At 70.1% G+C, this 12,525-nt stretch carries 12 protein-coding genes; 10 read left to right on the top strand and 2 right to left on the bottom strand.

What is annotated here, in order from left to right; translation table 11 throughout:
- The first annotated feature begins 1 nt into the window (after position 1).
- Positions 2 to 793: a mannan-binding family protein gene (locus ACEWX3_RS24660; RefSeq protein WP_374157976.1), complete on the top strand. Its 792-nt coding sequence runs from the start codon at positions 2 to 4 to the stop codon at positions 791 to 793.
- Positions 790 to 1,389 carry a hypothetical protein gene (locus ACEWX3_RS24655; protein ID WP_374157975.1) on the top strand — a complete coding sequence of 200 codons (600 nt, stop codon included), beginning with the start codon at positions 790 to 792 and terminating at the stop codon, positions 1,387 to 1,389. The genes ACEWX3_RS24660 and ACEWX3_RS24655 overlap by 4 nt, the downstream gene beginning before the upstream one ends.
- A 5-nt stretch (positions 1,390 to 1,394) precedes the next feature.
- On the opposite strand, the gene ACEWX3_RS24650 is transcribed toward ACEWX3_RS24655, so the two are convergent.
- Positions 1,395 to 2,642, bottom strand: coding sequence for a TetR/AcrR family transcriptional regulator (locus ACEWX3_RS24650; RefSeq protein ID WP_374157974.1), 1,248 nt, complete (start codon positions 2,640 to 2,642; stop codon positions 1,395 to 1,397).
- Between the two features lie 439 nt (positions 2,643 to 3,081).
- On the opposite strand from ACEWX3_RS24650, the gene ACEWX3_RS24645 reads away from it, so the two are divergent.
- Positions 3,082 to 4,647 carry a long-chain-fatty-acid--CoA ligase gene (locus ACEWX3_RS24645; protein WP_374157973.1) on the top strand — a complete coding sequence of 522 codons (1,566 nt, stop codon included), beginning with the start codon at positions 3,082 to 3,084 and terminating at the stop codon, positions 4,645 to 4,647.
- 3 nt (positions 4,648 to 4,650) lie between these two features.
- On the opposite strand, the gene ACEWX3_RS24640 is transcribed toward ACEWX3_RS24645, so the two are convergent.
- Complete coding sequence (locus ACEWX3_RS24640; protein ID WP_374157972.1) at positions 4,651 to 5,274, bottom strand: heme-binding protein; 624 nt, start codon at positions 5,272 to 5,274, stop codon at positions 4,651 to 4,653.
- Positions 5,275 to 5,426: 152 nt separating this feature from the next.
- Here ACEWX3_RS24640 and ACEWX3_RS24635 point away from each other — a divergent pair, with 152 nt between their 5' ends.
- The 7 genes from ACEWX3_RS24635 (at position 5,427) to ACEWX3_RS24605 (ending at position 12,524) form a co-directional block, all read left to right on the top strand.
- On the top strand, positions 5,427 to 6,674 hold the full coding sequence (locus ACEWX3_RS24635; RefSeq protein ID WP_374157971.1) for an FAD-dependent oxidoreductase: 1,248 nt from the start codon (positions 5,427 to 5,429) through the stop codon (positions 6,672 to 6,674).
- Positions 6,671 to 7,633: an o-succinylbenzoate synthase gene (locus ACEWX3_RS24630; RefSeq protein ID WP_374157970.1), complete on the top strand. Its 963-nt coding sequence runs from the start codon at positions 6,671 to 6,673 to the stop codon at positions 7,631 to 7,633. Before ACEWX3_RS24635 ends, ACEWX3_RS24630 begins: the two co-directional genes overlap by 4 nt.
- A 53-nt stretch (positions 7,634 to 7,686) precedes the next feature.
- On the top strand, positions 7,687 to 8,706 hold the full coding sequence (locus ACEWX3_RS24625) for a GlxA family transcriptional regulator (RefSeq protein WP_374159943.1): 1,020 nt from the start codon (positions 7,687 to 7,689) through the stop codon (positions 8,704 to 8,706).
- Between the two features lie 12 nt (positions 8,707 to 8,718).
- Positions 8,719 to 9,435: a DJ-1/PfpI family protein gene (locus ACEWX3_RS24620; protein ID WP_374157969.1), complete on the top strand. Its 717-nt coding sequence runs from the start codon at positions 8,719 to 8,721 to the stop codon at positions 9,433 to 9,435.
- Between the two features lie 148 nt (positions 9,436 to 9,583).
- Positions 9,584 to 10,366, top strand: coding sequence for an alpha/beta fold hydrolase (locus ACEWX3_RS24615; protein ID WP_221349825.1), 783 nt, complete (start codon positions 9,584 to 9,586; stop codon positions 10,364 to 10,366).
- Positions 10,367 to 10,368: 2 nt separating this feature from the next.
- Positions 10,369 to 12,012: a 2-succinyl-5-enolpyruvyl-6-hydroxy-3-cyclohexene-1-carboxylic-acid synthase gene (gene menD / locus ACEWX3_RS24610; protein ID WP_374157968.1), complete on the top strand. Its 1,644-nt coding sequence runs from the start codon at positions 10,369 to 10,371 to the stop codon at positions 12,010 to 12,012.
- Entirely contained in the window at positions 12,009 to 12,524 is a 516-nt protein-coding gene (locus tag ACEWX3_RS24605) for a DUF3592 domain-containing protein (protein ID WP_374157967.1), read from the top strand. The genes menD and ACEWX3_RS24605 overlap by 4 nt, the downstream gene beginning before the upstream one ends.
- Position 12,525: the final 1 nt, after the last annotated feature.

The raw sequence follows: 12,525 nt of genomic DNA, 5'->3' as shown, positions 1-12,525 counted from the left end.
CATGCGCAACGCTGGACTGGCAGCGGCATTCGTCGTGGTCGCCACGGCACTGGCCCCGGCGCCGACGGCTTCGGCATCGGCGACCTCGTTCTGCGAAGAACTCGGCGGCGCCTGGAACGGCCAGTACTGTCACACCACAGTCCAGTCCGACCGAAACGCGGTGCGTGACATCAAGGTCGCGATTCCCACCGAACTGATCGACGACCCGGCTGCGGGTCCGGTGCTGCGCGACTATCTGGCCACGTTGGTCGGCAATTGGCGCACCGTCGGGCAACGCATGGCGGCCGACAGCTTCGGCGAGGGTAACTATCAGGTGTTCCGGCATGGGGACACGCTGTCGCTGGTCTACCGCGAGACCTACCACGCCGACGGCCCCGACTTCAACAACGCCTACCGGACCTTCACCTTCGACATGGCCCGCGGCGCCAGGCTTCACCTCGCCGACCTCGTGAAACCCGGGGTCGATCCACTGACCGCAATTCCGCCTCTCGCGCACCCGTACATCGTTGCGGCCCTCGACGCGGCCTCGCCGCCGCATCAGCCGGGCAGCTACCCGTTCGTCGCAGAACGCTGGACGCCCGACACGGTGTACTCGGGAGGTTACAAGGCCTGGGCTCTGACCCCCGACGAGCTGATGATCTACATGCCGGACTATCCGGTCGGACGAGACTCACCCACCGACTTCACGCCGGGGGTGATGCAGTGGTCGATGGACGGAGGAACGGTGCAGGCGCGGATTCCGCTCGCCGCGCTCGCCGGTGTCCTGCGTCCCGAGTTCGGCGGAACGCCGTGACACTCGAGCGATTCGTCGCCAAGAGTCTCGCCGTGGCAGTCGTCGCGCTGGTGGCCGCACCGGCGGCGACCGCGCAGCCCGACAGCGGAGCCGGCACGCCGTCGCTGCCGGTGTTCGAGCCCTATCCGTCGGACTGGACTCCGGACTACACGCCGTTTCCGTACAACCTGTGGCAGGTCAGGGTCACCCCGGAACAGATTGCCGCCGAACGTGACGCATGCCAATGGTTCAACGCCCAGTACGGTCCGCTGATGGACGGGGTCTTCGGCTTCCAAAGCTTCCTCGGCGACCGAGACGACGACTGGGGGGCGCCGGGAGTGCAGACCGCTGCGGCGACCGTCGCGGCCAACCTCGACCGGTCTGCGGCGTTCCTGGACCCCCGGGCCCACACGCTGTTCATCACCAACTATCCCGATCAGAGCCAGTATTCACCACTGTTCCACGGAGATTCGATCTACCGGTTGTGGTTTCAGTTCACCCAGATCAGCGACAAGATCACTCGCCGGTTGCCGTCCGGGCAGATCAATGCCAACGTCGCGACGGCAAACGTGTACGGCACCGCCATCCGGGATTCGGGTGTGTGTGACGGCGCGTGAGGATGTCAGGCCGACAAACCGTCGACAGATAGGGGACCGCGGCGGCGGCACGTGTCAGCGCCCAGCAGTGTGACACGCACGAGCGTCCGCACCAGCGTTCGAGTTTCGGCGGAATCGTCGTAGTCGGCCAACCGGCCCAGGTCGACGACCAACGTGAAGGTGGCGTGCACGATGAAGCGGGCCTCGGCCAGCTGCGTCGCAGGCCGGACGTCGGTGACCAACTGCGCCCACCGCTCCACGGTCGCGCGCTGGATGTTGTGCAGAATCCTGGCGTCGTCGGCAGGCAGGTTGCCCTTCTCGGTGTAGTACAGATAGGCCAGTTCCGGACTCGCAAAAGACCTGGCGATGTAGGCGTCGACGAGCTTGTCCAGCACCAGGCCCGGATCCGTCTCCGCGGCGAGCGCTTCGGAGAGGTCGGCCGACACCCGGTCGGCGGCGCGGCGGAAGGCGGCGGACAGGATGTCCGCCTTTCCGGCGAAATAGCGGTAGATGCCCGACGCGGGCATGCCCGCGGCCGCAGCGATATCGGCGATGGTGGTGTCGTGATATCCGTTCTTGTGGAACAGCTTCAACGACTCCTTCAGCAGTGACTCGTACTTCATCGCGGGACCGGTGTCCGTGGGGAGCTGCGTGGGGGAAGACTGCTGCGTCGTCGACGGGAGCGGCGCGGTGGGCAGTTCGGCGTCGAGTATGTCCGACGCCAAGGTCGACAGCAGCGCCCGAATCTGGCGGGTGCTCAGTGTGGCGTGGTGGTCGGCGATCGAGCCGATCACGCTCAACGCCGCCGACGACAACGTCCACCGCTGCAACGAGGTCAGATCGGGGCGCATCTGCATCAACGGACGGTGCAGCCGGCGGTGCACGAGCTTGACCTGTGCCGCCAGCACCGCCCGGTCCTGCGCGCGCAGGTAGCGCCCCTCCCAACGGTAGGGTCCGCTGAATGCGCGGTTGGCCAGAGAGGTGTCGATGAGAGCATCGAGCAGCTGGCGCCGGAGGCTGGTGGGATCGACGTCCGTTGCGGCGTCGGCGAAGTCGGTGGCGGTGACGAGTTGTCCGCTCAACCCGAGAATCGCGTCGCGGAACAGATCGTATTTGCTTGGGGCGTGGCGGTACAACGCCGCAGCCGAGACACCGACGCGTGCCGCGATCTGCTCCATGCTCACCGCATGAAAGCCGGAGGTGCTGAACGCGTCGGAGGCCGCGCGGGCGATCTGCGCCTTCCGGTCGCGAGGACGCTTCTGGGCCGGCGGCATGCTCTCGAGCCTAGCTTGTCGCCGAAGCCGGGAGCGCCGAATCACTTACAACTTCATGACGTCTCCGAGCCGATGGATGTACGCGGCAAAGGCCGATACGAGTAGGTCAATCGGTATGTCGGGGACGACAGCGCACGTGTCTCACGGTTGAGAACAATCATTAACATCGCACAGTCTGCACGTCGACATTCCTCACCGTCTGCGGTGACATCGCGGACTTGGCGGCCGGCGGCGATGCCTGACGACGACGGTTTCGTCGCACTACGTGGCCCCGTCGGGCGCCGACGCTCCGTAGAGCACGGAATCGCCATTCACATGTACCGTGGTAAACAGTCGATGACATGTACGTTGTTCGAGGGAGCCATTGGACCTGTGAATCACTTGAATGGGATTGGGCGAAACCTGTCAGCGGCAGCCGACCGCGTGGCACGCTTCTGACATGAACCTGCCCGAACCCCGTTTTCTGGATGAACGCGTCGCGCAGTGGGCCGAGATCAAGCCCGACGCCGAGGCGATGGATTATCTCGACCGGTCGTGGACCTGGTCGCAGTGGAACGACCGCATCCGGCGGCTGGCCGGGGCGCTCACCGAGCGTGGCATCGGCCGCGGCGACGTCGTCGCGTTCCTCGACAAGAACCACCCGGCGTGCGTCGAGCTGACCTATGCCGCTGCGTCTCTGGGCGCGGCCAACGCGGTCATCAACTTCCGGCTGGCCGCTGACGAGCTCGACTTCGTCCTCAACGACTCCGACGCGAAGCTGCTCGTCGTCGGGGCGGAGTTCGCGCCGGCGATCGACAAGATCCGCGACCGGCTCACCCACATCGAGCACGTCGTCACCGTCACCCCGGACGGCGGAGACGGTGACGACTACGAGGCCATGCTGGCCGCCGCGTCGCCGGTGGACCGCAGCGCCGACGTCGATCCCGGCGACGTGTGCATCATCATGTACTCGTCGGGCACCACCGGCCGGCCCAAGGGCGTGGAGCTCACCCAGGCCAACATCATCGCCCACACCGTCAACGCCCACCAGGGCTTCGAATTCGACGAGGGCGACAAGAACATGGTGTCGATGCCGCTGTTCCACGTCGGCGGCATGTCCTATGTCCAATTCGGTATCTACGACGGCATTCCCAGCGTCATGACCCGCGACGTCGACGGCGCAGCGCTGGCCGGGGCCATTCTCAAGGGCGCCAACCGCACGTTCCTCGTCCCGGCCGTGCTGGCCAAGGTCCTCGAGACGGGAGAGGACGCGGTCAAGCTCTTCGGCGCGCTCAAGACCTACGGCTACGGCGCCTCGCCGATGCCGCTGCCGCTGCTGCGCCAGGCACTGGACGCGTGGCCCGACACCGACTTCGTCCAGGCCTACGGTCTGACCGAGGTGTGCGGGGTGATCAGCCAGCTGCTGCCCGACGCGCATCGCGCCGAGGACCACCCCGAGCGGTTGACCAGCGCCGGGACCCTGGTGCCCAACGCCGAGGTGCGGGTCGTCGACCCGGACACCCTGGAGGACGTGCCGACCGGCGAGCAGGGTGAGTTGTGGTTCCGCACACCGCAGTTGATGAAGGGATACCACAACCGGCCGGAGGCCACCGCTGAAGCGATCACGCCGGACGGCTGGTTCCGCACCGGCGACATCGGCCGCGTCGACGACGGCGGCTACATCTTCGTCGAGGACCGGCTCAAGGACATGATCATCTCCGGCGGCGAGAACATCTACTCGCTGGAGGTGGAGCGGGTGCTGGCCGAGCACGACGCGGTGGTCGACGTCGCGGTCATCGGCGTGCCCGACGACAAATGGGGCGAGGTCGTCAAGGCCGTCGTGGTGATCGAGGGCGAGGTCTCCGAGTCCGAGCTCATCGCCTTCGCGCGGGAACGGCTGGCGGGCTACAAGTGCCCGAAGTCGGTCGACATCCGCGACGAGCTGCCGCGCAACCCCACCGGCAAGGTGCTGAAGAAGGAGCTGCGCAAGCCGCACTGGGAGGGCCGCGACCGCGCCACGGTGTGACACTCAGATCGCGACGGTGACCTCGTTGCGCCGAAGGAACGGCAGCGTCCACGGCGGATCATAGAACCATGAAGTCGGCTCGCCGGTGGGTTCTATCCCGTTGTCGCGCAACGTGTTCATCAGCTCCTCGGTCCGCGCGGCGACGGCCTGCGCGCTGCGGTCGCCGGTGAACCGCAGCACGGCGACCGTCTCGGCGGGCACCTGGACGAGTCGCACGGTGTCGTCATCGGGCGTGGGCAGCGTTTCCATCGACCACTTCGACGGCATGAAGAACCGCACGGTCCAGCCCTGCTCGGCGCTGCCGGTCTGGGCCACCGGAGCGGTCATCGCGATGTCGTCGCCGCCGGACCGGGCCTGCCCGACCGGCGCGGTCATCGCGATCTCCGCCTCGCGGTGGTTACCGCCGAAGATGTAACCGGCGAGCCGGCGGAAGCCGGTGTTCAGCGCGCCCTGCTTCTCTCCGCTGACGGTGGTCTCGGCGGCGATGCGCGGGCCGTACTCACGGATCTCGACCGCCTCGGTCAGGCTGCGCTTAATGTAGTGCGGTTCCTCCACGGTGCGGATGCCGGCGATGGACAGCGCGGACTCGGCGACCTGCCCGACGACCTTGGTGATTTTCTGGAACACAGGACCTCCTCTTCGCAGGGGCTACCCACGCCCGGACACGATGTCACCTGTGATTCGGGGCCGGCGCAGCACCGGATGGGGATCAGCCCGTCACGAGTTGGTCACCGCCGCGCGGCTGTCATAGTGGAGCCGACGGGTAACCATGAGCTGCGATGAGTGGTGACGACATGGATGTGCTGGTGATCGGCGCCGGGCTGGCCGGCCTGCGGTGCGCGGGTGTGCTGACCGCGGCCGGACGTGACGTGCACGTGTGGGAAGCCGCCGACGGCATCGGCGGCCGGGTCCGCACGGACGTCGTCGACGGGTTCCGCTGCGACCGCGGCTTTCAGGTGCTCAACCCCGCCTATCCGGAGCTGGGGCGCGCCGTGGACGTCGACGCGCTGCGGCTGCAGCCCTTCGGCGCCGGCGTGGCGGTCCGCCGTGAGCGCGGCTCGACCGTGTGGGTGCATCCGCTGCGGCTGCCGCAGAAGGTGCCGGCGATGCTGGCCCGCGGCGGGCTCGGCCCCAGAGATGTGTTGGCGGCGGCGCGGTGGGTGGCGCCCGCGCTGCGTCCCGGCGTGCTGAAGTCGGGTAACACCGACGCCACCCTGCGCGAAGCCCTCGACGCCGCCGGCGTGCGCGGTGAACTCCGCCGCGTGATCGACCGGTTCCTCGCCGGGGTGCTGCTGGACGACACCGGTGCCACGTCGAATGCGTTCGCGCTGCTGCTGGCCCGCATGTTCGTCCTCGGGGTGCCGTCTCTGCCGGCCGGCGGCATGGCCGCGCTGCCCGCCGAACTCGCCCGCCCGCTGCGAGACCGGATCACGCTGCACCGCAAGGCCGTCGAGATCCGTCGCGACAGCGGTCGGTTCGTCGTCTCCGACGGCTCGGACACGGTGCGGGCCGCACAGGTGGTCGTCGCCGCCGATCCCGTCACCGCGGCCGGGCTCGCCGGGCTGCCCGAACCGGACATGCACGGCGTGGTGACCGATTGGTGGGCCACCGACCAGCCGCAGACCGGGCCGGCGATGCTGTGGGTGGACGGCCGCCCCGCGAACCCGGGGCCGGTGCTCAACACCGCCGTCATCAGCGCTGCCGCACCGACCTACGCGCCGCCCGGTCGCCACCTGATCGCCGCGTCGGCCCTGGCGGCGCCCGACGGCTCCGCCCCCGACGAAGCCGTGACCCGGCGGCACGCGGCGGCGATCCTCGGCGCCGACGCGTCGGGCTGGGAGCTGCTCATCCGCCACGAGATCCCGCACGCGCTGCCGGCGCAGCCGCCTCCGCTGTCGGTGCGCCGCCCCGTCCGCGTCCAGGACGGGCTGTGGGTGTGCGGCGATCACCGCGACACCGCCTCGATCCAGGGGGCCCTGGTCAGCGGCCGCCGCGCCGCCGAGGCCGTGCTGGCGGGCGCCGGGTGACCCGTCCCGAGCTGTCGGATGTGCTGGACCGGCTGCACGTCGTCTCTCTGCCCATGCGGGTGCGGTTCCGCGGGATCACCACCCGCGAGATCGCGCTGATCGACGGCCCGGCGGGTTGGGGCGAGTTCGGGGCATTCCCCGAGTACGGCCCGCCCGAGGCGGCGCACTGGCTGGCCGCCGCCATCGACGCCGCCTATCGGCCGCTGCCCACGGTGCGGCACGCCCGCATCCCGATCAACGCCACGGTGCCGGCGGTGCCCGCCGACGCGGTGGCCGACGTGCTCGCCCGGTTTCCCGGTGCGCGCACCGCGAAGGTGAAGGTCGCCGAACCCGGTCAGTCGCTGGCCGACGACGTTGCCCGGGTCAACGCGGTGCGGGCGCTGGTACCGACCGTGCGAGTGGACGCCAACGGCGGTTGGAGCGTCGACGACGCGGTGACCGCCGCGCGGGCGCTGACCGCGGACGGTCCCCTGGAGTACCTCGAACAGCCGTGTGCGACGGTGCCCGAACTCGCCGAGGTCCGCCGCCGCGTGCAGGTGCCGGTGGCCGCCGACGAGAGCATCCGCAAGGCCGAGGATCCGCTGCACGTGGTGCGCAGCCGCGCCGCCGATGTCGCGGTGCTCAAGGTGGCCCCGCTGGGCGGGGTGCGGGCCATGCTGGCCGTCGCCGAGCAGATCGACATCCCGATCGTGGTGTCCAGCGCCCTGGACTCGGCGGTGGGCATCGGCATCGGTCTGGTCGCCGCGGGGTGTCTGCCGTCGTTGCCCCACGCCTGCGGGCTCGGCACCGGAGGACTGTTCGTCGACGATGTCGTCGAGGCCGTCGTGCCGGTCGACGGCGAATTGCCCGCGGCGGCCGTGGCCCCCGACCCGGCGCGGGTCACCGCGCTGGCAGCGGCGCCCGAGCGTGTCCGGTGGTGGATCGACCGGATCCGCGCCTGCTGGCCGTTGCTGTCCTGATCTGTGGGGTGCATGGCCTGGACGCCACGACGAAGGTGGCCAACACTGAGGTCATGCCGCGCACGGTGCTCCTCGTCGGGTTCCCCGGCGTGCAGGCGCTGGATCTGGTGGGTCCGTTCGAGGTGTTCACCGGGGCCTCGCTGTACGCCGACGCCCGCGCCGCGGGCACGGATTACGACGCCCGCACCGTGGGCACGGGTTACGACGCCCGCACCGTGGGCACGGGTTACGACGTGCGCATCGTGTCCGTCGGCGGCGCACCGGTGGCCACCGGAACGGGCCTGACCCTGGTGGCCGACCCGCTACCCGGCCCGGGCGAGCCGGTCGACACCGTGGTGCTGCCCGGTGGCGCGGGCACCGAGTCGGCCCGCGGTGACGCCGAGCTGATCGACTGGATCACGGCGGTGTCCGCGCAGGCCCGCCGGGTGGTCAGCGTCTGCACCGGGGCTGTGCTGGCCGCCGAGGCCGGGCTGCTCGACGGGTGCGTGGCGACCACGCACTGGGCGTTCGCCGCCCAGCTGGCGGCCGAGTTCCCCGCCGTCACCGTCGATCCCGATCCGATCTTCGTGCGCAGCTCGTCGAAGGTCTGGACCGCTGCGGGCGTCACCGCGGGCATCGACCTGGCGTTGGCGCTCGTCGAGGACGATCACGGCACCGAGGCCGCCCAGACGGTGGCCCGCTATCTGGTGCTACCCCTGCGCCGCCCCGGCGGGCAGACCCAGTTCGCGGCGCCGGTGTGGATGCCGCGGGCCCGGCGACGCCCCATCCGCGACATCCAGGACGCCATCGACGCCGAACCCGGTGGCACGCACAGTGTCTCCGAGCTCGCCCGGCGGGCAGCCATGAGCCCGCGCCACTTCACGCGCGTCTTCACCGACGAGGTCGGTGAGGCGCCCGGCGCCTACGTCGAGCGGATCCGCACCGAGGCGGCGCGCCGGCAACTCTGTGAGACCGACGACCCGGTGACCGTCATCGCCACCCGGTGCGGGTTCGGCTCCGCGGAGACGTTGCGGCGCAACTTCGTTCGCCGCCTCGGTGTGTCCCCTGACCAGTACCGCAAGACATTCGCCTGACAAGGAGAACCCATGCAGATCGCGATCATGCTCTACCCCGGATTCACCGCTCTCGACTTCATCGGACCCTACGAGAGCCTGCACTACCTTCCCGATGCCGACGTCCGGTTCGTCTGGCACGAACCCGGCCCCGTCACCGCCGATTCCGGTGTGCTGGTGGTGGGCGCCACCCACTCGTTCGACGAAACACCGACCCCGGATCTCGTGTTGGTGCCGGGCGGTTTCTCGACGCTGCAGCACGCCCGCGACGAGAAGGTCCTCGACTGGGTGCGCCGCGTGCATCAGGGCACGCAGTGGACGACATCGGTGTGCTCGGGCTCGGTGATCCTGGCCGCGGCCGGGCTGCTCGAGGGTAAACGGGCGACGTCGCACTGGGCGGCGCTGCCGGTGCTGCGCACGTTCGGCGTGGAGCCGGTGGGGGATGAGCGCATCGTCGATGCCGGCGAGCGGATCGTCACCGCGGCCGGGGTGTCGGCCGGCATCGACCTGGGGCTGTGGCTGGCCGGGCGGATCGGTGGTGAGGCGAAGGCCAAGGCCATCCAGCTGTCGATGGAGTACGACCCAAAGCCGCCGTTCGATTCCGGGCACATGTCGAAGGCCTCGGCGGCCACCAAGGCGACCGCCACCGCGATGATGGGCCGCCAGTTGGCGACCCCCGCCGCGCTGGCGGCCTCGACCGGGCTGCTGTGGGATGCGGCACTGGCCCGCGTGCGCCGGGCCCGCCGCTGATCGCCGAGACTGGGGCTTAGCGCGTCGCTGATCGCCGAGACTGGGCTGAGCGCGCCGTTGATCGTTCATACTGCGGTGAGCGCGCACCTTTCTCGCACTTTTCCACCCTGGATGCAGTCTCAACGGGGATCGACGTAGCGTCGACGGCGTGAATTTGGCCTATGACGACCGCGGCTCCGGCCCGGCGGTCCTGTTCATCGCAGGCCGCGGCGGGGCCGGGCGAACCTGGCATCTGCACCAGGTACCGGTGTTCACCCGCGCGGGTTACCGGTGTGTGACGTTCGACAACCGCGGCATCGGCGCCACCGAGAACGCCGACGGGTTCACCACCGAGACGATGGTCGCCGACACCGTCGCACTGATCGAGCAACTCGGGCTGGCGCCGGTGCGTCTGGTCGGGGTGTCGATGGGCTCCTACATCGCCCAGGAGCTGATGGTGGCCCGCCCGGAACTGGTCCACTCGGCGGTACTGATGGCCACCCGGGGCCGCCACGACCGCGCCCGCGAGTTCTTCTGGTCCGGCGAGCTGGCGATGGCCCGCTCCGGCGTGCAGCTGCCCGTCGAGTACGAGGCCAAACTGCGCCTGCTGGAGAGCTTTTCGCCGAAGACGCTGAACGACGACAACACAGTGCGGGACTGGATCGACATGTTCACGATGTGGCCGCAGAAGCCCACGCCGGGGATACACACCCAGCTGTCGATCGCCCCGCAGAGCAGCCGGCTGCCCGCCTACCAGAACGTCACGACCCCGGCGCTGGTGATCGGGTTCGCCGACGACATCGTGCTGCCCGCCCACCTGGGGCGCGAGGTCGCCAACGCGCTGCCCAACGGCAGATTCCTCGAGATCCCCGACGCCGGCCACCTCGGGTTCATCGAGAAGCCCCAGGTCGTCAACACCGCGATCCTCGAATTCTTCGCCGATACCCTGTAGGGGTGAACCCCTCGACGACACAGGCCCGCGTAGTCGTCGACGAACTGATCCGCGGCGGCGTCCGCGACGTCGTGTTGTGCCCCGGGTCGCGCAACGCGCCGCTGGCCTTCGCGCTGCACGACGCCGACCGCGCCGGACGCCTGCGGTTGCACGTGCGCATCGACGAACGCACGGCGGGCTTCCTCGCCATCGGCCTGGCCCAGGGCGGCGGGGCGAACCAGGCCCCGGTGTGTTTGGCGATGACCTCGGGTACCGCGGTGGCCAACCTGGGCCCGGCGGTCGTGGAGGCCAACTACGCGCGGGTTCCGCTGGTCGTGCTCAGCGCCAACCGGCCCTACGAACTGCTCGGCACCGGCGCCAACCAGACCTTCGAGCAGCTCGGCTACTTCGGCAACCAGGTGCGCGCCAACATCAGCCTGGGCCTGGCCGAGCACGCCGAGGACATGGAGTCCCTCAACGCACAGTGGCGCTCGGCGACCTGCCGGGTGCTGGTGGCCGCCACCGGATCCCGCACCGCCAACGCCGGGCCGGTGCAGTTCGACATCCCGCTGCGCGAACCGCTGGTGCCCGACGCCAGCCCGGACGGCCCCTATGCCCCCGACGGCCGTCCGCACGGCCGCCCGTGGACCTACACCCCGCCGGTCAGCTTCGACCAGCCGCTCGACATCGACCTCGGCCCCGACACCGTCGTCATCGCGGGCCACGGCGCGGGCGCCCACCCGAACCTGGCTCACCTGCCCACCGTCGCCGAGCCCACAGCCCCGCGCGCGCAGAACCCGCTGCACCCGCTGGCGCTGCGGCTGCTGCGCCCCAAGCAGGTCATCATGGCCGGCCGGCCGACCCTGCACCGGCCGGTGTCGGCGCTGCTGGCCGATCCCTCGGTTCCGGTGTTCGCGCTGACCACCGGACCCCGGTGGCCGGACGTGTCCGGGAACTCGCAGGCCACCGGCACCCGTGCCGTCACCTCGGGGGAACCGTCGCCGGACTGGCTGCGCCGCTGCGCGGAGGTCAACCGCCACGCCGTCGACGCGGTTCGCGGACAGTTGGCCGAGCATCCCTTGACGACCGGCCTGCATGTCGCGGCGGCGGTGGCCGGTGCGGTGCGCCCCGGCGATCAGCTGGTGTTGGGGGCCTCGAACCCCGTTCGCGACCTCGCGCTGGTCGGGTTGACGACGCCGGAGGTGCGGGTGCGCTCCAACCGTGGGGTGGCGGGCATCGACGGCACCGTGTCCACGGCGATCGGCGCGGCGCTGGCCTACGAGGCGGCCCACGGTGGCCGCACGGTCGCGCTGCTCGGTGACCTGACCTTCGTGCACGACAGCTCGGGCCTGCTGATCGGGCCGACGGAACCCACGCCGCGCGCCCTGACCATCGTGGTGTCCAACGACAACGGCGGCGGCATCTTCGAGCTGCTCGAACAGGGTGACCCGCGGTTCTCCGACGTCTCGTCGCGGATCTTCGGCACCCCGCACGACGTCGACGTCGGCGCGCTGTGCCGCGCCTACCACGTCGACAGCCGCCAGATCGAGATCGGCGAGTTGGCCGGCGCGCTCGACGAGCCGCAGGACGGCATGCGGGTGCTGGAGGTGAAGGCCGACAGGTCCTCGCTGCGCGCCCTGCACGCCGCGATCAAGGCGAGTCTGTGAAGGAGCTGCTCGAGCGGCTGCGGCCGGTGTGGGAGGTGGTGCGCCCGCACCTGCACGGCGAGCCGGGGGAGACCTGGGCCGGGCGCATGCTGCGCCGCATCCGGATCGGCATCGTGGTGGCGGCGTGCCTGGTGACGCTGCAGTCGGTGCTGCTGGTGCTGGGTGCCTGGCGCAACGACCGCCAGATCGAACGCAACATGGGGGTGGCCGAGGCCACCGTGCTCGACGCCGGCGATCGCCGCTCGACGATCGAGTTCGTCACCCCCGACCGCGTCACCTACCGCCCGGAACTGGGGGTGCTGTACCCGTCGAAGCTCGACGACGGGATGCGGATCTACGTCGAGTACGACGTCAACGACCCCGACCTGGTCCGGGTCCGGGACCGCAACGCCGCGCTGGCCATCATTCCCGCCGGCTCGATCGCGGTGGTCGGCTGGCTCGTTGCCGGCGCCGCGCTGGGTGTGACGACGCTGGTGGAACGCCGGATCGACCGGCGCGCGAGCACCGTGTGAC

Origin of the sequence: Mycobacterium sp. G7A2 (assembly GCF_041902445.1) — a bacterium.
GTDB lineage: Bacteria > Actinomycetota > Actinomycetes > Mycobacteriales > Mycobacteriaceae > Mycobacterium.
Note: the sequence above shows the minus strand (reverse complement) of the source record. Positions and strands in the feature narration are given on the sequence as shown.

Excerpts from the sequence above, each read along its gene's own strand:
- ACEWX3_RS24660 (WP_374157976.1), top strand. The coding sequence starts at position 2 with ATGCGCAACGCTGGACTGGCAGCGGCATTCGTCGTGGTCGCCACGGCA.
- ACEWX3_RS24625 (WP_374159943.1), top strand. The coding sequence starts at position 7,687 with ATGCCGCGCACGGTGCTCCTCGTCGGGTTCCCCGGCGTGCAGGCGCTG.
- ACEWX3_RS24645 (WP_374157973.1), top strand. The coding sequence starts at position 3,082 with ATGAACCTGCCCGAACCCCGTTTTCTGGATGAACGCGTCGCGCAGTGG.
- ACEWX3_RS24620 (WP_374157969.1), top strand. The coding sequence starts at position 8,719 with ATGCAGATCGCGATCATGCTCTACCCCGGATTCACCGCTCTCGACTTC.
- ACEWX3_RS24635 (WP_374157971.1), top strand. The coding sequence starts at position 5,427 with ATGAGTGGTGACGACATGGATGTGCTGGTGATCGGCGCCGGGCTGGCC.
- ACEWX3_RS24650 (WP_374157974.1), bottom strand. The coding sequence starts at position 2,642 with ATGCCGCCGGCCCAGAAGCGTCCTCGCGACCGGAAGGCGCAGATCGCC.